General features: G+C 40.1%; 16 protein-coding genes, 1 tRNA gene and 1 pseudogene. 7 read left to right on the forward strand and 11 right to left on the reverse strand.

The window, feature by feature from the left end; all coding sequences use genetic code 11:
• Nucleotides 1–10: 10 nt before the first annotated feature.
• Nucleotides 11–3349, reverse strand: coding sequence for a SusC/RagA family TonB-linked outer membrane protein (locus Q5076_RS07645; RefSeq protein ID WP_303012168.1), 3339 nt, complete (start codon nt 3347–3349; stop codon nt 11–13).
• A gap of 604 nt (nt 3350–3953) precedes the next feature.
• On the opposite strand from Q5076_RS07645, the gene Q5076_RS07650 reads away from it, so the two are divergent.
• On the forward strand, nt 3954–4496 hold the full coding sequence (locus Q5076_RS07650) for a glutathione peroxidase (RefSeq protein ID WP_303012169.1): 543 nt from the start codon (nt 3954–3956) through the stop codon (nt 4494–4496).
• Here Q5076_RS07650 and Q5076_RS07655 read toward each other — a convergent pair.
• The 3 genes from Q5076_RS07655 to Q5076_RS07665 form a co-directional block, all read right to left on the reverse strand.
• Nucleotides 4474–4995 carry an NUDIX domain-containing protein gene (locus tag Q5076_RS07655; RefSeq protein WP_303012172.1) on the reverse strand — a complete coding sequence of 174 codons (522 nt, stop codon included), beginning with the start codon at nt 4993–4995 and terminating at the stop codon, nt 4474–4476. The two genes, Q5076_RS07650 and Q5076_RS07655, sit on opposite strands and share 23 nt — an antisense overlap.
• Nucleotides 4996–5045: 50 nt before the next feature.
• Entirely contained in the window at nt 5046–6266 is a 1221-nt protein-coding gene (locus tag Q5076_RS07660) for an S-adenosylmethionine:tRNA ribosyltransferase-isomerase (protein WP_303012173.1), read from the reverse strand.
• Nucleotides 6267–6325: 59 nt separating this feature from the next.
• Nucleotides 6326–6399 (reverse strand) — tRNA-Pro (locus tag Q5076_RS07665).
• 575 nt (nt 6400–6974) lie between these two features.
• On the opposite strand from Q5076_RS07665, the gene Q5076_RS07670 reads away from it, so the two are divergent.
• Nucleotides 6975–7841, forward strand: coding sequence for a helix-turn-helix domain-containing protein (locus Q5076_RS07670; protein WP_303012174.1), 867 nt, complete (start codon nt 6975–6977; stop codon nt 7839–7841).
• A 267-nt stretch (nt 7842–8108) separates the two neighbouring features.
• Here the strand turns inward: Q5076_RS07670 and aroB are convergent, their stop codons facing one another.
• Nucleotides 8109–9170 (reverse strand): 3-dehydroquinate synthase, encoded by a 1062-nt coding sequence (gene aroB, locus Q5076_RS07675; protein WP_303012176.1) that lies wholly within the window; start codon nt 9168–9170, stop codon nt 8109–8111.
• A gap of 79 nt (nt 9171–9249) precedes the next feature.
• On the opposite strand from aroB, the gene Q5076_RS07680 reads away from it, so the two are divergent.
• The 3 genes from Q5076_RS07680 (at nt 9250) to cls (ending at nt 14234) form a co-directional block, all read left to right on the forward strand.
• Nucleotides 9250–9654 carry a hypothetical protein gene (locus Q5076_RS07680; RefSeq protein WP_303012177.1) on the forward strand — a complete coding sequence of 135 codons (405 nt, stop codon included), beginning with the start codon at nt 9250–9252 and terminating at the stop codon, nt 9652–9654.
• An 83-nt stretch (nt 9655–9737) separates the two neighbouring features.
• Entirely contained in the window at nt 9738–12668 is a 2931-nt protein-coding gene (locus Q5076_RS07685; RefSeq protein ID WP_303012178.1) for a TonB-dependent receptor, read from the forward strand.
• Between the two features lie 126 nt (nt 12669–12794).
• Complete coding sequence (gene cls / locus Q5076_RS07690) at nt 12795–14234, forward strand: cardiolipin synthase (RefSeq protein ID WP_303012179.1); 1440 nt, start codon at nt 12795–12797, stop codon at nt 14232–14234.
• Nucleotides 14235–14395: 161 nt separating this feature from the next.
• Here the strand turns inward: cls and Q5076_RS07695 are convergent, their stop codons facing one another.
• Genes Q5076_RS07695 through Q5076_RS07705 form a run of 3 tightly spaced genes read right to left on the reverse strand, consistent with a single transcriptional unit; the run spans nt 14396 to nt 16376 of the window.
• Nucleotides 14396–14929, reverse strand: coding sequence for an RsmD family RNA methyltransferase (locus Q5076_RS07695; protein ID WP_303012180.1), 534 nt, complete (start codon nt 14927–14929; stop codon nt 14396–14398).
• Nucleotides 14920–15690 (reverse strand): DUF3822 family protein, encoded by a 771-nt coding sequence (locus tag Q5076_RS07700; protein ID WP_303012182.1) that lies wholly within the window; start codon nt 15688–15690, stop codon nt 14920–14922. Before Q5076_RS07700 ends, Q5076_RS07695 begins: the two co-directional genes overlap by 10 nt.
• Complete coding sequence (locus Q5076_RS07705) at nt 15690–16376, reverse strand: hypothetical protein (protein ID WP_303012184.1); 687 nt, start codon at nt 16374–16376, stop codon at nt 15690–15692. The genes Q5076_RS07700 and Q5076_RS07705 overlap by 1 nt, the downstream gene beginning before the upstream one ends.
• A gap of 95 nt (nt 16377–16471) precedes the next feature.
• Between Q5076_RS07705 and Q5076_RS07710 the strand changes: the two genes are divergently transcribed.
• Together Q5076_RS07710 and Q5076_RS07715 are read left to right on the forward strand one after the other, a co-directional pair.
• A complete protein-coding gene (locus Q5076_RS07710; protein WP_303012185.1) occupies nt 16472–17890 on the forward strand; it encodes an ATP-dependent RecD-like DNA helicase in 1419 nt (472 codons plus the stop codon).
• A gap of 137 nt (nt 17891–18027) precedes the next feature.
• Nucleotides 18028–18373: pseudogene (locus Q5076_RS07715) on the forward strand (ATPase); the annotation flags it as partial.
• Between the two features lie 41 nt (nt 18374–18414).
• On the opposite strand, the gene Q5076_RS07720 reads toward Q5076_RS07715, so the two are convergent.
• The 3 genes from Q5076_RS07720 to Q5076_RS07730 all read right to left on the reverse strand — a co-directional run.
• A complete protein-coding gene (locus Q5076_RS07720) occupies nt 18415–20355 on the reverse strand; it encodes a DUF1735 domain-containing protein (RefSeq protein ID WP_303012187.1) in 1941 nt (646 codons plus the stop codon).
• Between the two features lie 29 nt (nt 20356–20384).
• Nucleotides 20385–21554 carry a DUF1735 and LamG domain-containing protein gene (locus Q5076_RS07725; protein ID WP_303012188.1) on the reverse strand — a complete coding sequence of 390 codons (1170 nt, stop codon included), beginning with the start codon at nt 21552–21554 and terminating at the stop codon, nt 20385–20387.
• A 10-nt stretch (nt 21555–21564) separates the two neighbouring features.
• A partial coding sequence (locus Q5076_RS07730; RefSeq protein WP_303012189.1) for a glycoside hydrolase family 18 occupies nt 21565–22426 on the reverse strand: 862 nt, incomplete at its 5' end.

Genomic DNA, 22426 nt, shown 5'->3' on the forward strand with positions numbered 1-22426 from the left:
CTTTCGTTTTTTAGAAACCGGCTCTAATGGTAAATGTAAATTGTTTGGGTACAGGGGAGGCTACACCGCCTGCATTGGCAAATTCCGGATCTTGTCCGTTCAGTTTGGAATCGGAATAGATAAGGAATAGGTTGGTAGCTTGTACTTTCAATGATAGGCTCTTTAATAGCTTTTGACTACCCAGCATGTTTTTGGGGAATTCATAGCCTAAGGAAATTTCTTTCATACGAATGAAACCGCCGTCTGCAATACGTGCACTGGAATAGTTGTAGGCATTGTAACCGTATTTTAGATTACTGTATTTGTTATTGTCACGTGCACTGGGAATAACCGGAACGCTGGTTATTTGTTCGTCTCCGGGAATCATCCAACGGTTTTTAAAGTCTTTTGGGGTTGCGTCCAAATCATTGTAAGTACTTGAAAACTGCGGGTCGAGACGTACTTTGTTACCGGCCGAATAGGTGATGAAGACGTTCAGCCTGAAATTTTTGTAGGTAAATATGTTTCCGAAACTTCCTGTAATGGTCGGGTCTCTCGGACCTTCATATTTCAGAAAGTCCAAGTCTTGGACTTGTTGGAAATTGATAGAACCGTAGTTTGTCTTATTGATGACTTTATCTCCCCATTGGAACATTGGGTAACCGTCTTCATCCAGACCTGTGAATGGAATCGAGAAGATGCTTCCCCATTCATAACCTTCCCGTTGCCCGTTACCTGTAACGAGGTCGAAAAGATAGGTTTGTGACTTTAGATCGGTGATTTTGGTTGTACTATAGCCAAAGATGAAATCTGTGGTCCATGTGAAATCTTTGTTTATGATGTTACGTGTGGATAAAGAAACTTCGTAACCGTGCGATTTCATGGAAGCTAGGTTGGCGTTACGTCTTAATTCTCCGCCTACTCCTTGTGTTAAGACTGCACCGATAAGGTCGAAGTTATTACGTTTGTAATAAGCAAGCTCCATATTGATGCGGTTGTCGAAAAATCCTAAATCCGCACCGATATTCCATTCATGTTTTTTTTCGTAAGTCAGGTCGCTATTTTCCAGCTCTATAATTTTAAGGCCGGATTCGGATACTGAGGCGCTAGGGCGCCATGGAGTATAACTGTTGATGTTGACAAAGGAGTTCGTTACATCACTTGGACCGGCATCTGCTGTCAGACTATAGGATGTTTTTAAGGTGAAGTGGGAAAGTACGGGATTCAAGGCCTCGAAAAATTTCTCTTCGTGCATATTCCAAGCGCCACCCACATTCCATGTCGGTAACCAACGCGCTGTTCGGGCTTTTCCTAAACGGTTCGTTCCTTCATAACGGTAAGTACCGGTGATGCTATAACGTCCCTGATAGGAGTAAGTACCAGTCGCAAAATAGGCTAATGTTCTCTTTTTGGTATTAGAGAGTGAATAGTAATTGGAATTTTCTTCACGCATCTTTTTGAAGGCATAATAATTGAAGAATGGAATTTCTCCTTTGTCATACATCATGCCCCAACCATCAAACTTGTTGTTGGAACGGTCTTGGGCGTTGGCTTCCATACCTGCATACAGGTTTATGATGTGGTTATCGTTGAATACCGTATTATAGGAAGCTGAAGCACGAAAGTCCCAACTGAACATGCGGTAATTGGTGGTATTGTAAAAACCGCCTTCAGGCAAGATGCTGAATGGTAGAGAGTTGATGACATCAGGGTCAGTATATAACCAGCTATTGGCATCGCGCATAGTGGCGTCGTCCATAGCACGATAGGCCATAGCTTGGTTAGAGTTTTCTGTAATTTTGTGTTCTTGCGTTGAGGATGAATATTTAGCGGCTCCCAAGGCGCTTAGTTCCAAACCACGGACAGGTTTCCATTTTAATTCACCTTGGAATTTCAAATCGACTACATTCATGTCGATGTAATTGTTCTCCAATTCATTAAAGATATTGAAGTCTGCATAATTACGAGTATAATATTCATCAGGATCTAGGGTTCTTGATGTGTTTAGGGCATAAGAATAGGGATTGATATCGAAACCACGTGAAACTTCTCCTGTCACGGCGTCACGGCTTTGTCCGATGGTACCGGGGGCTCTTTGCTTACGGTATGAACCGTTACCGATAACTGTTAAAGTCAAATCGTTGTTTAAGTTAAAGGTGCTGTTCATATTAGCTGTATACCGTTGAACATTCGTTCCTTTCATCCAACCCGGATCTGTCATGGCACTCAAAGAAACGTATGTAGAGGCTTTTTCGGTACCGGTCGAGATACTGACCGAATGATTCATCATCATGGAATTACTGAACAGCAGGTCAAACCAGTCTGTGTTGCGGTATTCTGCTTGTCGTAAGTAGGCATTGCGGGCTTTAGCCGTATTCTGTAAGGCAAACTGCCCGGTAACGGGGTCATAAGTATTGATAAGATGGTACATTCTTCCGTAAACACCACTACTGGAAGCGCGGTAGGTACTGGCAAGATTCAACCATCCTTTATCTTGCAATTCTTTATAAATACCCATTTGGTCTTGGGAATTCATAATATTGAATGTGCGATAGGAAGGCTTCATACGGGTTGTGAACTCACCGGTATAACTGATACGGCTGGTTCCTGCTTTCCCTTTTTTAGTGTTGACTACGATTACGCCTGCCATAGCTCGAGCTCCGTAAATAGAGGTTGCAGAACCGTCTTTTAGGATCTCGAAGCTTTCAATATCATCGGAGTTTAATCCGGCAATAGCCGAACTGATAAGGGTTGTGGCATCTCCTGAAGAAAGGTCGTTGGCACCTATTTCTACCACATCATCCATAATTACACCATCTACTACCCATAAAGGTTTGGAATTTCCATAAATGGAGGTCGCACCGCGAACTCGAATCTTGGGAGCAGTACCAAAGGTTCCCGTTACGTTTTGTACTGACACGCCTGCTGCTCGACCTTCCAAACCGCGGCTGATATCCGCCATACCGTCCAATTTGATATCAGCGGCAGTTAACTTATCAGCAGCACCGGTAAACAAACGTTTGTCTACTTTAGTCATTCCTGTAACAACGACCTCTTCCAAAACTTCGGAATCAGGCATAAGAGTTATTTTCATGATTCCGCTTTTGGAGATTTTTACTGTTTCTGTTTTGAAGCCAACAAAAGAAATGCGAAGTTCCTTAGCTGAATTCGGGAGGTTACTTAAAATAAATTTACCGTTAACGTCTGTTGTGATACCAGTTGTTGTACCTACCACTAACACAGAAGCTCCGATAATCGGTTGATTGTCTTCTCCCGAAATGACAATACCGCTTATTTCAGAACGCTGGGCCATGGTTGTTCCTATCCCAAATAGGATACAGAACAAAGACAGTAAAAGTCTGTTTCTCATAAGCTATTTTTTAAGGGTTAAAACAAAAATACTTTTGCAATATAATTTTTTATTTTCTTATAAATAAAAATAAACTGTTAAAAGTTTAAAAAGCAATAATATTAAATATGTTTTTATTTTGTATTTACCTAAGTTTTTATATAGAAAATATTTAGAAGAATCTAGTATATTATCTAAAATTGTTTGATGTTTGTTTGTTGTATAGTGTATAATTGGTGATTTCATATATTGGGAAAGTTGTTGGAATAAAAGAAGATATCGGATATAAGGGGGACAGTGTTAAAAATATTAGTAAAAAAGGATAGAAAATTGTTATTTTATAATTGATGATAGTGTATTAAACTCGTATTTCATAAAATTTTTGATGAAAATGGTATCATATAAATGATGCCATTTCTTTTTTTATTTTAATAATTTAGTAATGTGATTTTATCAAAAGTAACCGTTGATTTAAATTTGGTTCGGTATTTTATAAAAAGATTCTGTATGTGTGTCGTTTTAATTATCAATAGATAAGTTATATGTTTCTTGATTTGTGTAGTTAGAGCAAACATTTTTTCGGAGAAGTACGTTTAATATGAGATGAATTTAATGAAAATTTGGTATGAAGTCATTTATATTAATAGTAGTAACGATGATGTGTACACTTTCTCTGGGGGCACAGGATAAGTCTTTTTATGATTTTACGGTAAAAACGATTGATGGTAAAGAGTTTCCTCTTTCATTTCTGAAGGGAAAGAAAGTGCTGGTTGTCAATGTCGCTTCCAAGTGTGGGCTAACTCCGCAATATAAGAAATTACAAGATTTATATGAAAAGTATAAGGACAGGGATTTTGTTATAATCGGTTTTCCTGCAAATGATTTTATGGGACAAGAACCGGGAAGTAATGAGGAGATAGCTACTTTTTGTTCATTAAACTATGATGTTACTTTTCCGATGATGGCTAAGATTTCTGTCAAGGGAAAAAATATGGCGCCACTTTATCAGTGGTTGACGGAAAAAGAATTGAATGGAAAGGAAGATGCGCCGGTCCAATGGAATTTCCAGAAATTTATGGTTGACGAGAACGGGAATTGGATAGGGTTTGTCGCTCCCAAAGAAAGTCCGTTCTCTGAAAAGATTATTACTTGGATAGAGAAGGAATAAGGGAGACTTTCTGTAACTCTCCTTCAAAGTTAGGGGTGAATATATCCTTGCCTAGGCTCTCTTTTATTTCTTCAATAGTCCAGAATTTTCCTCCGTCTAATTCGTCACTGGGATGAATATCGCCATCATAGACCGTTTTATGAACGAATACAAGTTCTTTCTCACGGTCGGATTCAAAGACATAGCTGGTAAGAAATTCTGGGTTGAAGTCTGTAATGCCCACTTCCTCGCGAACTTCTCGTTTGAGTGCAGTTTCTACGCTTTCGCCTAAGTCGATATGTCCACCTACGGCTGTGTCCCATTTCCCCGGTTGAATATCTTTCCATTGGGGACGTTTTTGCAGGTACAGTTCTCCCTTTGAGTTGAATATGTGCAGATGAACTACCGGATGAAGTAATCTGCTACCGCTATGACATTCTCCGCGGCTAGCAACTCCGGTTATATTTCCTTGTTCATCGACAATGGGAAGCATTTCTCGCTTGTTATCAATTGGCGTCATTCTTTATATACTGTCTTTTAATAAGTTTATAGTCTCAATTAATTTACGTCCTATGGTATCAATAAAGATGAATCCCCATAACTTAAAAAGCGGAAATCATGATTCAGGGCATAATCGTAGATCGTATGCCAGTCTCCTTTTACAAAAGCGGAAACCAGAAGCAATAAAGTACTTTGCGGTTGGTGAAAGTTAGTAACCATTGCCTTTACTATTTTATATTGGTACCCTGGAGCAATGATTATTTGTGTGCTGGTGTGAAGCGTTTCAAGTCCGTTTCTGTCAAGATATCCCAGTATCTTTTGCAATGCTGCTACCGGGGGAAGCTGCTCGTATTTTTCGTAAGGCTGCCACTGTTTGACATGTAATTCATCTTCTGTGGCATCCGGATTATCGGCCAGTACCACTCCGATGTGATACAAACTTTCGAGTGTACGTACAGAAGTCGTACCTACTGCGATTGCGCAACCGTCATGTTCTATTAATTTCTTGATGGTATTCCGATGGACAGATATGTATTCCGTATGCATTTCATGTCCTTCGATTTCTTCGCTCTTTACCGGTTTGAATGTACCTGCTCCTACATGGAGTGTCAATTCTTCAAGCTCAATCCCTTTCTTCTGCAATACATCCAGTACCCGCGGAGTAAAATGTAATCCGGCTGTAGGAGCAGCCACGGAGCCTTTTATTTTAGAATAGACAGTCTGATAGGTTTCTTTGTCACTCTCTTCCGTTGCCCGGTTCAGATAAGGAGGGATGGGTAACTCCCCGAATACTTCAAGGACATCCGCGAAAGTGACTTCTTGGTTATTCCAAGAGAAATTTACCCGGTGGCTAGTCCCTTTGCATTCTCCCCTTGTCGCAGTCAGAGTAATGGGAAACCCTTTAACTGTCATTTCCCGTTTTAACGTTCCGTCTTTCCACTTCTTCAGATTACCAATCATGCAGAGCCATGCAGCATGTTCCGTTTGTTGGAAATTCAATACATAATCATTGGGCTGGACTGGTTCGAGGCAGAATACTTCAATCAATGCTCCCGTCTCCTTCCGAAAGTGCAGGCGCGCTTGGATAACCTTAGTATTATTGAATATCATCAGCCCCCCTTTAGGCAGATATTCGGGCAGGGAGGTAAAAATATCTTCAATTACTTCACCGTGCCGATATACTAATAATTTAGACTGGTCGCGAACCGGTAAGGGAAATTTTGCAATACGCTCATCCGGAAGTGGATAGTTGTATTCGCTGATACGGATATGTTTCGGATTTTCTTTCATTGGTTATAGGGTATAAAAAAGAGATTAACAACCCTTGATTGTTAATCTCTACTCCTCGGTCGGGATGACAAGATTCGAACTTGCGACCACACGCCCCCCAGACGCGTACTCTACCGGGCTGAGCTACATCCCGAATTGCGGTTGCAAAGGTACAGATAAATTTTAAAATAGCAAATAATTCTTCCGATTTTTGTATATGGTTTGAGTCAATTTCAAATATGGCACCGTATGAGGTAGAGATATTTCTTGGATTACAAGGGTAGAAATAGTATTTATTTTGAAAATACAAATAATTCTTTTAATTTTGTTCTGTTATAAGTTTATTTTATATGCGATGCATTCGAAATGCGTCATTTTAGTGATTAATGCATCTGTTATAAGATTCATGTATTGTTTTAGTAAATTCATCAGGTTGTCTTTTCAGGTTTCTTGAATGATATCGGACAGAATCTATATATAGCAGGTTTTTTATTATTTCTGCTATACAGATTCCTTAATATTTACCCGGATGCCATCAAAGATTATCCTGTTTCTAATAAAATCTAAATTATGATGGTGCATGAAAACTAAGTGGGAAACATTTTGTTTATGAAATAATGCAAATAGTTAGTGTGTAACTTCCCTTGTATAATACTTTATTTCCTTTTTTAACAAATGGTAAATTCTGATATTATACATTTGTGGAAAGTCTTTAAGCGAGAGGTATAAATGCAAGACAACGAGAATAAGGAAACATTAGAGATACATGTCTTAGGTGATGATTTTAAGTTCTATCAAAATCTGAAGTACCTTCCTTTGGATTCTTATCCTTCTAATATTCAATCGGCTCTGATTGTGTATAGTTTGAGAGGAACAGCTAAAATCAGTGTATATGATGACGTACATTGGGTACAACCTAAAGAGCTAATTATTTTATTGCCTGGGCAATTCGTTTCATTCAGCGACCCCAGTGAAGATTTTTTGACCGTTACAATGGTCTTATCCTCTTCAATGTTTAGCGATGCGCTAAGCGGGGCACCCCGTTTTACTCCACATTTCTTCTTCTATATGCGGAGCCACTATTATTATCCGCAGAATGAACGTGATGTTATGCGGCTGTCCAGTTATTTGGGGATGATAAAAGACAAAGTGTTGTCCAGAGATGCTTATAGGCGGGAACTAATAATTCATTTATTGAGATACTTGTATTTGGAGTTATTCAATGCCTATGAGAAAGAGTCGGCATTGACGAGTACGCGAAAAGATACCCGTAAAGAAGAATTGGCCAATCGGTTCTTCAATCTCATCATGAAACATTTCAGGGAAAATAAGGAGGTGGCTTTTTATGCGGATAAATTGTGTATCACCTCCAAATACCTGACAATGGTAATCAAGGAGACAAGCGGAAGGTCCGCTAAAGACTGGATTGTAGAATATATGATATTGGAGATAAAAGCATTGTTGAAAAATACCAGTTTAAACATTCAAGAGATAGCAATCAAGACAAATTTTGCCAATCAGTCGTCCCTTGGGCGTTTTTTCAGAAAGCATACGGGGATGTCATTATCTCAATACCGGATAAGGCATCCGGATTGAAAAAGAAAGGGAAGGATTGTTTGACAATCATCTGTATATGAGGAAAGATGGTGGGAATTAGTGGGGCTGTCCAAAGTCGGATAGCCCCTTACTGTTACTTATATTTCAAAAATAGGAGAGTTGAAAATACCCTTACTCTGCCTTGCCAGAAAAAAATAATAACTTCAAGTTTATTGGATGAAATTACTTTAAGAACTTACAGACTATAAATAAAAAATGAGGAACTGTCCCCAACATCAGTTCCTCAATTCGTTTATATATAGGAAATTAGATTCCCATGCATTCTCGGTAGAAATCCAACATTTCGAAGATAGTATCCTTATCGGCAGTCTGATTAATGCAGATATTTCCGATATCTTTCAACAAAGTGAAGTTGATAGTACCAGAAGTATTCTTTTTATCATGAGTCATGAACGCATACAGTTGTTCATATTTTTTACAGTCGAACGTGAATACACCGTAATTCTCCTTGATAAATTGGATTGTTTGACGCATTTTTTCTTTCGGAAATCCCGCTTTGAGATGCGACAAATATAATTCGCAAACAATCCCCCAAGCTACTGCATATCCGTGGAGAACAGGATGATTTTCAGCCAGTGCCATGCTCTCGAATGCATGTCCGACCGTATGCCCTAAGTTTAAAGCCTTGCGGATTCCATGTTCGAACGGGTCCTGTTCTACAATATTCTCCTTTACTTGTACAGACCGTCCCACAAGTAGTTTTAGGGCGTTATAATCAATGGCGGATGTATTGAAATTTAATAAATCAGCCCAATGCTCACTATCGCTGATTAATCCGTGCTTCAACATTTCGGCGTATCCGGAGAAGAAATTATGTTCATCCAGCGTACGCAAAAATTCAGTTTCAATCAGTACGCTGTTTGCCGGGGCGAAAGCGCCGATTTCGTTTTTCAACCCGTTGAAATTGATACCAGTTTTACCTCCCACGGCAGCGTCTACCATTGCCAGTAAAGTTGTCGGTATGTTGATATACGCAATGCCACGTTTAAATGTAGCGGCGGCAAAACCTCCCAAATCAGTAACCATCCCCCCGCCGAGGTTGACAAGCAAAGAATGCCGTGTAGCCCCTTGGGTGCTTAATGCCATCCAGACAGAAGCTAGCGTATCCAGTGTCTTATGCACATCTTCGGCTCCGATACGGATTTCAATAGCATCTTTCAGTGCGGTGACTTCTTTCAGGGAAGGCAGGCAAAGATATTGGGTATGCTCGTCTGTGAGGATGAATAATTTATCGTGCGGACATTGCTCAATGGCACGGCCGAGACTAGTTTCCAGACTTTCACAAAGAATAACCTCTTGTTTACTCATGGTTCTTTTGCTTTTTTACTCCGCAAAAGTAAATAAAATATTTTTTTTACTTACTTTTGTCCCGTTAAAACATTCAATCATGAAAGCATTATTACCCGTATTTTGTCGTCCCGTAGGATATTTGATTTTGTTAATAGCCCTGTTCATCCCTTTTATTCTGGTAATGCAAGGAATGGTGACCGATCGTAATCTTTTATTTTATAAAGAATGTACAAAGTTGCTGATGATGGCAGGCTGTCTGATGATAATCTTTGCGTTGAGCAAGAATGAAAGCCGTGAAACGGAACAAATTCGTAATGCGGCTGTCCGCAATGCCGTCTTTTTGACATTCTTCTTTATTTTCGGCGGAATGTTATGGCGGGTTGTGCAAGGAGACATTATGAACGTAGATACCTCTTCTTTTTTGACCTTTCTGGTATTTAATGTGCTTTGTTTGGAGTTTGGTCTACAAAAAGCGCGTATTGATCGATTCTTTAAAAGATAATTTTATTTTCAATTAAACCTTTTACGATTCAATTTGTCAAAAAGACATTGTTATTGCTACTAATATAATCGTAAATAAGGTAAATGAACAGATTTTCAGCAGGGGTGGCATTTATGTTGCTGTGTACCCTCTCCGTTTTCGCACAGAATAAGGTGATTTCCGTTTCGGGACGTGTTGTTGAGTCAGACACTGAAGAGCCGGCAGCGCAAGCTACCGTCCAGTTATTATCATTGCCCGATAGTACTTACGCTGCCGGCATAGCCAGTAGCAACCGCGGGTGGTTTACCCTTCCTAAAGTGAAGGCAGGGAAATATATATTAAAGATTTCCTATATCGGCTTTCGAACGAAATACGTTCCCGTACAATTGTCCGACAAAGTGACCTCCAAGAAAATGGGTACGATTTCGTTGGAACCGGATGCCGTGATGCTGAGCGAAGCTGTAATTACGGCCGCCGCCCCGGAAGTGACTGTAAAAGAAGATACGCTGGAATACAATTCCACTGCCTATCGCACCCCGGAAGGAGCCATGCTTGAAGAACTTGTCAAGAAACTTCCGGGAGCGGAAATTGACGATGAAGGCAACGTTAAGATAAACGGAAAAGAAGTGAAAAAAATAATGGTGGACGGTAAAGAATTTTTTGGCGGTGATGTCAAAACCGGATTGAAAAACCTGCCGGTCAACATGATTGAAAAGCTGAAGACATACGATAAAAAATCAGATTTGGCGCGTATTACCGGTATTGACGACGGAGAAGAAGAGACCGTGCTTGATTTGAAAGTGAAAAAAGGAATGAACCAAGGATGGTTCGGTAATGTCAGCGCTGCTGCAGGCACGGAAGACCGCTATGCCAGTAATATCATGTTAAATCGTTTTGTAGATAACAGCCAGTTTTCACTGATTGGTTCCGCCAATAACGTAAACGACCAAGGATTCTCCGGTGGCGGAGGAAGGCCCCGTTTCCGGAATAACAACGGACTGACTGCTACCAAGATGCTGGGAGCCAATTTTGCCACCCAGACTGAAAAATTGGAGCTAGGCGGTAGCGCCCTTTACAATTACAGTGACAGGGACGCTGTTTCCACCAATTATTCGGAACGCTTTTTGCAAAATGGAAATTCTTATTCTAATTCCAATAGTAAAAGCCGTAACAAAAACACCAGTTTCAAAGCAGACTTTCGCATGGAGTGGAAACCTGATACATTGACTAATATCATTTTCCGTCCTAACTTCTCTTACGGAAAAACAGACGGATTCTCAGGTTCCGAATCGGGAACTTTCAACAAAGACCCGTTTGACTACGTAACGAATCCTAATGACTATCTGAATCTTACCACATTGGATGACCCCTCTTTGGATGACCCGTTGAAAGACATCCGCGTCAATGCTTCCAATAGTAATTCTTTGTCAAAAAGTAACGACATATCAGCCAATGCAACCTTACAGTTGAACAGACGGCTTAATTCAAAAGGACGTAACATAACTTTCCGGGGCACCTTCGGATATGGAGACAATGACAGCGAAACCTACTCCCAATCCCTGACCCATTATTATCAGTTGAAAAGCAAGCTTCCCGGCCAGTTAGACCAGGATTCCATTCTGCATCGTGATCAATATATAACCATGCCGACAAAGAACTACAGCTATACTGCCCAGGTAACTTATAGCGAACCTATCGCCCGTGCCACATTCCTGCAGTTCAGTTATCAGTTCCAGTATAAATACAGTAAAAGCGACAAGAGTACTTATGACTTATATGATTTAGGATGGAATTTCGGCGAACCCCTGCCCGGCGGATACACCTCTCACATTGTTGACAGTCTGGGTAAAAATGCCGAATACCATTATTATAACCATGATATAACGACCAGCTTGCGTTTTATCCGTGAGAAATACCAGTTGAGCGTAGGTATGTCATTCCAGCCGCAAAGATCATCCCTCTCTTATAAGAAAGGAGATTATATGACCGATACCGTAAGAACAGTATTCAATTTCTCACCTCAACTTGATTTCCGTTATCGCTTCTCTAAAGTAAGCCAGTTGCGAATCAATTACCGGGGACGCAGCAGCCAGCCGAGTATGGAAAACCTTTTGCCAATCACGGACAACTCAAACCCTCTGAACGTGCACATGGGAAATCCGGGATTGAAGCCGGCGTTTACCCATACCATGCGCGCATTCTTTAATACCTATGATGCAGATATCCAGCAAGGCATAATGACACATGTGAATTTCTCCCTGACCCAGAACAGCATAAGCAGTGTGACACGTTATAACGAGTCAAACGGTGGAGTGATAACCCAACCGGAAAATATCAACGGCAACTGGAATGTCTTCGGCATGTTCGGTTATAATAGAGCGCTGAGAGATAAACGCTTTACCATTAATACCTTTTCTCGTGCAGTCTATACCAACGCAGTATCCTATCTTTACAATTCAGACAATAAGAATAATGATAAGAACACAAGTACTACGCTGGTTCTGGGAGAAGATTTAAGAGGTACATTCCGGAATGACTGGTTCGAGTTCACCGTAAACGGTTCGATGGAATATAACTTCGAACGGAACAAACTGCGTCCGGAAAATAACCAAAAACCCTATACTTTCGGTTACGGAGCCAGCACCAATATAATGTTGCCTTGGTCCATGTCAATATCCACTAACATTACCAATAATGCCCGTCGTGGTTACCGTGACGCCAGTATGAATAAGAACGAACTTATCTGGAATGCGCAAATAGCACAGAGTTTCTTAAAAGGTAACGCGGCCACTATTAGTTTTGAAGTCTATGATATTTTGAAACAACAGACAAATATCAGCCGTTCGTTGACCGCTGATATGCGTTCCGTTTCCGAATACAATGGCATCAACAGCTACTGTATGCTCCGTTTTACCTATCGCCTGAATCTGTTTGGCAATAAAGAAGCCCGCGGCATGCGCCACGGAGGTTTCGACGGAGGAGGGCCCCGTGGTCCGCGTGGTCCTCGCGGTGGTATGAGGCCGATGCACTTTTAGAAAATAAGGCAAATAATGACAGGCAAAGTCCCGGTATGATGAAAACAAGTTGTCACCGGGACTTTTTGTATATCCGATAAATTACCCTATATTTGTTGTCATATAGCCTTATAAAAGGAAATTCCTATGATTGATTGGAACTATATCGTGAGTCAGATTGCAACGGTAGCTTTTGATATACTCTATTTCGGAGCCATAATCGGTACGATTGTGATTATTATTCTTGATAATCGGAATCCGGTGAAAACAATGGCATGGATACTTATACTGCTTTTTCTGCCAATCGTAGGTCTTGTTTTTTATTTTTTCTTTGGGCGGAGCCGGCGCAGGGAACGCATTATCGGTCGAAAAAGCTACGACCGCTTGTTAAAGAAACCCATGGCGGAATATCTGGCGCAAGACTGTTCCAACGTCCCCCATGAATATTTCCGCCTTATCCAACTGTTCCGGCACACCAATCAGGCTTTCCCCTTCGAAGGAAACAGAGTCTCTGTTTATACGGAAGGCTATACCAAGTTGCAATCATTGCTGCGTGAACTCCAGAAAGCGAAACAGCATATCCACATGGAATATTACATTTTCGAAGATGACGCCATCGGACGCCTGGTAAGAGATGTCTTGATAGAAAAAGCATCACAGGGCGTCGAAGTCCGTGTGATTTACGATGATGTAGGCTGCTGGCATGTTCCCAACCGTTTTTTTGAAGAGATGCGTAATGCCGGAATCGAAGTGAGAAGCTTCCTGAAAGTACGTTTCCCGTTGTTTACCAGTCGGGTGAATTACCGAAACCACAGAAAAATAGTCGTTATCGACGGATGCGTGGGATTTATCGGCGGGATGAACCTGGCCGAACGCTATATGCGCGGTTTTTCTTGGGGAATTTGGCGTGACACTCACATCATGTTGGAAGGTAAGGCTGTACACGGTCTGCAAACGGCATTCTTGCTCGATTGGTATTTTGTAGACCGCACACTGATTACAGCCTCCCGTTATTTTCCGAAGATAGGCTCCTATGGGACTTCATTGGCGCAAATAGTTACCAGCGAGCCTATCGGTCCCTGGAAAGAAATTATGCAAGGGCTGACAGTAGCGATTGCGAATGCCAAGAAATATTTCTACATGCAGACCCCGTATTTCCTGCCCACGGAACAAATTCTGGCAGCCATGCAGAATGCGGCGTTATCCGGGGTGGATATACGCCTCATGTTGCCGGAACGTGCAGACAACCGGCTTACACATTTAGGTTCATGTTCTTATTTGGCAGATGTGATGCAGGCAGGTGTGAAAGTCTATTTTTATAAAAAAGGATTCCTGCATTCCAAATTGATGGTTTCTGATGATATGCTCTCTACAGTAGGTTCCACCAATGTGGATTTTCGTAGTTTTGAACACAACTTTGAAGTGAATGCTTTCATGTATGATGTGGAGACAGCGCTGGAAATGAAAGAAATCTTCCTCCAGGACCAGCGTGAATGTACGCAGATTTTTTTGAAAAACTGGGTAAAACGCTCGTGGAGGCAGAAAGCGGCGGAATCCGTAGTCCGCTTGTTGGCGCCGTTGCTTTGACAATATGAGAGAATGAATCAACAGACCGGAATAAACCGGACAGACCGGACGGATAGGATGATTCGATGAAAAATATAAAATACTTCTAATGAATATCCCTAAAATAAAGACATTTGCGGAATCCCCCTTGATATATGTGCAAATACAATCCGATCGGAATCCTATTTGAAAAGAGAGAAGTTTACACTTCCATAAATCCTCCTTTCGATAAAATGGGGATTTTCCTCGAAGTTGTTATCTTTTCCGTGTTCCAGTACAAACAGCCCCCCCTCTTTAAGAAGATTATTCCGGAAAACCAGTTCCGGTATGGTTGCCAGTTCTTTTAAGGCGTAAGGAGGGTCGGCGAAGACAAAGTCAAACTGTTCGCGGGTGTTGTTGATAAATTTGAATACATCCCCACGTATGGGTATGCATTTGTCGGTTTGCACCTCTTTCATAATCTTACAGATAAATGCATAGTGAGCCGGTTCTTTTTCAATACTGACAACATGTCCACAACCCCTTGACACCAGCTCTATACTGATACTTCCCGTCCCGGCAAATAAATCGAGTGCAGTGATTCCTTCCTCAAAGTCGATGTAATTGTTGAGCACGTTAAATAGATTTTCTTTGGCAAAATCAGTTGTAGGACGCGCTTTGAATGTACGTGGCACGTCAAATCTTCTTCTTTTATAAATACCGCTGATTATTCGCATGTTAATAAAGCTTGCATATCAATGTTAGTTACAGGATTCATGATAAATACCTGTTGGATGAATTTCTTTAGCTCATTTGTCAATACCTCTTTATCAGGAAGTATCCCGGCCAGATGCAGTTCATCGCGTTCCTGGTCGAACTCCAACTGCTTCCAGGCATACAACAGATAATAAATACGGTCTTCCGTACACTTACATTCAAAAGAATTGGCTAAAAGCAAATGCCCGCGTTCGAAACAATAAACATCTATCCCTTCCTTACGGACGGAAACATACATCTTTTTACTGTTTCCCAATCTGCTTTTGACGGAAAAATATTCAATGAGCGGAGTCGATTGAGAGTAAAAGCGGGCTTCGGGATATTGCTCGTTCAGGAAAGAATATGCACTCTTATCCATCCCGAAAATAACGACCGCATTGTTCTTTTTCAGCACATTACAAATCACCGTTTCATTTTCCCGTTTCGGATGGTTATGATAAAATAAGAGTTCAGCCTGCTCCTCCGCAAATAAATCGGCCGGCACCATCGTGAAACGTTTGCCCGCCATCATGATATTTACCCGTTTATAAGAATAGTTGAGGAAATCCGATTCATGAAAGACAGTTTTGAGATTGGCTGTGAGAGATAAAGAAGTATCGACCTCCTTTTCTATTACAGATAAAGAGTCGTCGTGAATCGGGCTGTAGATAGAAAAAGAAAATCCATCCGTACTAAGACGGATGGATAAAGTATATTGTTTTGATTTAGTAAAATCAATCATTATTCCCAGTTACCAGCACCATTGTTCGGAGTATCGATAGAACCTACCATCAGACCGCAGTATTTGCCTAACTTGCTCTGAACGTCTTTCAAGTTAATGATTTCCTGTTTGTCAAGACCGCCCAAATAAGATTCATACGGAGCCTTCACTTCGAACAAGAACACGGGAGCACCGGATTTAGCAGTATCGTTTCTCACGTTCATTTCGAACTGTGCACCGTTTCCGTACGGGATATATCTCATAGAATCGGGATTGAATCCTTTCGGATAAATAGTATCCATTACCGCTACCCACATCGTATCACGTTTGAAGTTTTCAAGTCCCCATTTTTTAACTTCATCATACCTGCCGGTTTTCTTTGCTTTGTTGATGATAGCCATTGCTTTCTTTTCGGTCAGTCCGTCTTCCAGTTGCTTGTCGGTCAATTGTCCGATTTTCATAACAAACGGCAACTTCTGATTCTTCACGAAGTCAATCAGCGTGTCGAATTTGTCAGTGTACATACCGCGGTGTAACATACGGTATTCCTGCTGTGCTTTACGGATGTCAATCAGACGGGCAATGACTGCTTTTTCTCTGTCTTTTTTTGCGTTTTCAAAATTGATAGGACCCATAATGCTGTTGTAACAGATGTAAATCAGTGCAGCAGCACAAAGCACCAATACAATATTAAATACTGTTTTCATGATAAATTATGTTTTTAGTTGTTATATTCGCATCGCAAAAATAGAATAAATAAATTTAAATACGATAGTTCCTCGAACTTTTTTCTCGTACAAAAATGATAAATAACTATTTAGAAAGGCAAATTAAGGAAAATTTTCCTTATGAACCAACTTTAGAGCAGGAAATTGCTGTAAAATCTCTTTCAGAGTTTTTATTGTCTGTGCAGGCGGATGAGGTATTTGTCCTTCGGGGGTATGCCGGTACCGGTAAAACCTCGTTGGTAGGAGCGTTGGTGAAGACAATGGACCAGTTGCAGCAGAAATCCGTATTGTTGGCTCCGACAGGACGTGCGGCAAAAGTCTTTTCGGCGTATGCCGGCCATCCGGCCTTCACGATTCATAAGAAAATATACAGACAGAAATCTTTCTCCAATGATACCGGTAATTTTTCGATAAATGACAATCTGGCTACGAATACGTTATTTATTGTTGACGAGGCCTCGATGATTTCCAATGAAGGATTGTCTGGGAGTGCGTTCGGTACGGGACGCCTGTTGGATGATTTGGTACAGTTTGTCTATTCTGGTCAGGGTTGCCGCCTCCTGCTGATGGGAGACACGGCGCAGCTTCCTCCAGTGGGAGAGGAGTTGAGTCCTGCGCTGTTTGCCGATGCATTGAAAGGATACGGGCTTGAAGTGCACGAGATGAACCTTACGCAAGTAGTGCGCCAAGTCCGGCAGTCCGGTATTTTATGGAATGCGACACAGTTGAGGCAATTGATAGCGGCAGACGAATGCTATTCATTACCCAAGATAAAAGTCACAGGTTTTCCAGATATAAAAGTCGTACCCGGAAATGAGTTGATAGAAGAGCTGAATACCTGTTACGGGCGTGACGGCATGGACGAGACGATTGTGGTTTGCCGTTCGAATAAGCGTGCGAATCTGTATAATAAAGGAATACGTATGCAAATCCTTTGGCGTGAAGACGAATTGAATGCGGGAGACATGCTGATGATTGCCAAGAATAATTATTATTGGACGGAAAAATATAAAGAAATGGACTTTATTGCCAACGGAGAGATAGCGGTCGTCCGCCGTGTCCGCCGTACCCGTGAGATGTATGGATTCCGTTTTGCGGAGGTAACCCTTAGGTTTCCCGACCAGAATGATTTTGAACTGGACGCTAATTTACTGTTGGATACGCTTCATTCAGACGCTCCCGCCTTACCGAAAGCAGATAACGACCGCCTGTTTTACACCGTTCTTGAGGATTACACAGATATTCCCAATCAACGTGACCGGATGAAAAAGATGAAAGCCGACCCCTATTACAATGCATTGCAGGTAAAGTATGCGTATGCGGTGACCTGCCATAAAGCACAAGGCGGGCAATGGCAAAACGTGTTTCTGGACCAGGGATATATGACGGATGAATACCTGACTCCCGATTATTTTCGCTGGTTGTACACAGCATTTACCCGTGCGGCAAAAACATTATATCTGGTGAATTATCCGAAAGAACAGGTGGAATGATCTGACTTTCAGGTCTTATAAAGTTCGGCACTAAGGAACGATGTCTTTTTCGGTGCCGAACGGTGTCTTTCCCGGTGCCAGATCTTTTGTGTTTTATCGTTGATAAGATGAAAATCATCCTTAACTATACCTAATAACTTAGCAAGTAAGTGTGGTTTCGTACACCGGACAGCGGCTGTACGCAGAAAAATGTTGAAGAGGCTTTCAATAGTCTTATTGATCAATTAAGCCTATTGTTTGCCAATATTATTGATACATTGACACCTAAACAGATAAATTCCCTGCTTGCTGTTGCTGATGGAGTTTCTAATTTTTCTTCTAAGGAAGTTTTGACTAATATAAATTGGGAACTTCCGCTAATATAAAAAAACTGCGGAAAGCGACTTTGGAAAAAAAATTGATGTATTGCTCGGAAACGTGATTGAAATTCAATATCCTGCATTTGAGTACTGGTTGAAGACCAAAGAGAATCCAAAGCATTAAAAAGGCAACTGACTTGCAATGAAGTAGTTGCCTTGTATTTTTTAATTTCTAGTTAATGTGAAACTTGCTTTAGGATGTTTATCTGTAAAGTTTGTATGCAAATATAGCCAAGTGCTTCCTTTATCGTTGGAGCAGAATGGTATTAATGTCTGCATTCTTGCTGTTCCATTGGCTTCTAAATATAGCGTGCCATTATAAAATGCTCCAATAATATTTCCAGTTGTTTCAACTCTTTTCCACGTATTAGCAGTTTTGGGATCGCCAATTGTAGCATAACTCATTTGCCATAAAAGAGGATTTTCTTCATCAGGTTCATGAATCGTTTGTGGAATTGGAATACTTATTTGAGTAGTTTCTTGATTATAGTTCATAATTAGTGGATACTTTTTAAGAATTTGATCATAAGGTTGTATTCCATATACATAATAGGACTCATTTTTGACTTTTTCTTCTATTTTTATTGTGAATTTCATGTTTCCTGCCCATTGATTCCAAGAATTATTTACCCATGAAATACAACTTGCTGTGACATTCCATTCTCCAAGATAGTATTTGTAATTAATACGGGTTGTTGTTTCTGAAAATGTAAAATCTGTTCTTCCATATATTTGTCCAGTCCAATTAACTTTCTCTTCGTATAATGTTTCTCCAACCTGATTAATGATTGTTTCAGAATTCTTGGATATTTGTAAATTATAAAGAGCAAAATATCCCCAACTGTCTTTAATTTGATTTAGGTATCCAGGGTTGGGATTTCCTCCTTCTGTTAGATTTATAGCATAAGGACATTGTTTTCCCTCGTCAATGTGACCTAGTTTATCCCATAAATTATAGTTTCCATAAACAGTGTAGTCTAATAAATCATTTACATCTTTACCTTCGACCTCTCCTAAAGGATAATTGATAGAAGCACCACCATTTTCTTGCTTACACCAATATATTCCCAGTTGTTTATCAGGCATTATTTGCCGGCACTCATAAATTAGACGGCTATATTGTTCTTGTGAAGGTGTCACTAAACCGGGATATCCTACTACTTGGTCGTAGTTTGACCATTCATCATCAAAACTGATGCCGTCAAATCCATAGATATCTACATAGGATTTTAGTTCTTTGGCAAAATCTTTAGCGGCTTCATCTCCCAAACTTCTCATCCCAGCCGGTGTATGATCACCTAAAATGGTTAAATGTACTTTTATTCCTTTTTGTTGTAATGGGCGGATGAGCTTATCAGCATTCTCCAAAACAAAAGTTACTTGTGGGTTACAATATACATATGGTTTTCCTTCCTCATTTAAGCGAATATTGGCTGCAAAAACATTGACAATATCGAAAAAGGGTTTCCCGCTGTTTTCCATAGTATATTCGCCTGTATTCAATATATTCTCATTATTCACCTCTATGTAACAAATTGTTTTGACTGTTCCTTTCTCCGTATTGGGCAGGGCAGCTTGTGGAGTTACAAGATAGATATAGGACTGATTATTGCTTGAAGTCTCAATTCCGTCTGAAGCAGTTGCAGATACTGCAACTGCATACGTAGTGCCTATTGTTCCTCCGGACTGAATATCTAACTCAATAGATGAGGATTTTTGCTTCCCTGCCGAGATTGTTGTGACTCCTTCATTTTCTAATGAAAGCTTATCTGTCGGATACATTGGATAGTTGGTTCCGTTGGCTTGATTGTAAGCTTTTAAAATTGACTCGTCGATTTTGAATGTAACCGTAATATCTTTATTGGCAGCTTTATTCAGTTCAAAATATAAGTGTCCAGTACCGTGTTTATCTCCATTAATAGTTATGGAGGTTAGGGCTTTTGCTCCGGCTGCAGATTTGACATAGCCAAAGTTACCTTCTATATTGCCAAATGATTTGTTTTCAGATGATATAGTAATATCATCTTCGCAGGCAATAAATAGATTACTCGTACAGGCTAATATCGCAATCCAAAAAGATGATTTGATAAATCTCGTATATTTCATAACTTAATTCTAATTAAAATTGTTGATAATTAATCCTCTTTAGCGGGAAGAGAAACGTCTACCCAGGTTAATTTTGAAGAGGGAGTTGCATTATTACCATTTACGGAATAATCTTTTATCTCGTCAATACCATCATTTAATTTCCAGTAGGCCACTAATCCTTGAGAATTAGGATCTACATCATATGCATGATCCTGTGCATTAATTTCCTCTTCACTTAATACGCGGTTCCAAATTCGTACTTCAGCAATATCTGCATCTAACCATCGTTCATTATTATATGAGTAGCCTATCCAGAAACAGCGTGGTTTACCGTTAGATTCGTCGGAGTGAGGAATGCCCCAATCAATAGCACCAATATCCATTCGGCTATCGGTTACTAATTCTCCATTGTAGTAAGCTTTTAAATTTTTTGCACTTGCGTCATAGGTAATAGCGATATGTAACCACTCTTCTAATGGCACATCTCTGTTAATGTGAATATTGGTCTGTGACGAAGTTCCTGCAATCTGCAAATGGTTTTTAGATATATCATTATCACCGAAGCGGAATAAGAATTTTCCTTCAATACCCATCAACGTACTAATCGCATTGTTGAAACTGTGAGGACGGATCAGAGCTTCTGCTGTTAATGCATTGAGGTTATTAACAACTTCTGGATTTTTCCAGTCTACATAGATGTTATTCTCTTTGATATTTGCCACCTTGTTGATAAGTGAAGCCCCTTTAAATACATAATAGAATGTACGTGATGACGCGAGAATATTGATACTAGCACTATTTACTGTGATAGGAAGTATGTATACTTTATCAATATTTAGTTGATTGATTTCTGTAAAAGATACGGTAATTGGAGCTGAAATAACGCTACCGGTCTGAATCTTTCCCGTTGTAGTAGAAAGAAAGTAATGTTTCTCCGGTAGTTCTTCTACGTCATTTGTATAGTAAATCGCTTTGTACGTAGAGATTAATGAAGGATCCACTTTAATAGTGAATTCTACATCCGTAGCTTCCGGCTTTGCCATTTCTACCTGAAAAGTCCGTTCATCGGACTCTATATTGGATTTTACCAAGATATTTTCGGGAGTAGTGGAACTCATGAAGATATTGTTGGAAAAATTCTCTGTGTCATCGTTGCATCCTGTGAATACACTGATCAGTAGTCCCAATATAATACTGTATGATTTTTGTAGTTTCATGATAGTTGAGTTATTTGATGGGGGCTGGGTTCATAATATTAATAACTTCTTTTACATTACGGTAAGTACCGTTTGTTTGATAATAATCATTCTGAACATTATCAATTGCGATACCAGATTTATTATATTCCGAAGAAATAGATGTAATCCAGTAAGCCGTTTCAATGGTAGCTAGCTCTTTTCCCAGATAACCTGTTGTATCAGAGGAATCTAAAGAAGGTGTGGAAACTGCCATTATAAAACGGTCAGTAGGTACTCCCGGCTCTAGGCAATCCTGAATAGTAAGAGAGAATTTATTCACATCGGTTACTTGATAGAATTCTATTATAATGTGGAGAAAACGACTCAACTGCTCTTTCTTTATTATATTCTGTGGCTTTCCTTGAAAAGAAAGAAATTTGTTTTTGTTTTCTTTTTTCCATTCAGATATTGTATTAAAGAATACTTCTTGAGTTGCTTCGTAGGATACTTTATCCTCGTCTGTCATGTATTTTGGGTTTTTCCCATTGAATTTGGTGATGATTCCATCGAAAGCTTCCGAATATGTCAGTTGCTTTTTTACTTCTTCTCTCAGAAAGCCGTCAAATGTATTTTCTGGGCTTTCTTTCATTTGTATTTGGGAAGCCGTTATCTGCTCTTCGTCATATTTAGCTTTGATATCATCATAACTAATCGCATAAGCCACTTTTGTCCCTTTATCTTTTAAAATCTTTATTTCTTCTCTCTCGAAAGGTACTAACTCTTCCGGATGAGTTAATATAACAATGTCAATACTGTCAGGTAAGTCGCTCATGTGTTGCCCACGATTATAAGGAACCTTTTCACTGTTGTCAAACCATGCATACACAAACTTATGTTCCGACTTTTTGTAT

Origin of the sequence: uncultured Bacteroides sp., from assembly GCF_958445495.1 — a bacterium.
Taxonomy (GTDB): domain Bacteria; phylum Bacteroidota; class Bacteroidia; order Bacteroidales; family Bacteroidaceae; genus Bacteroides.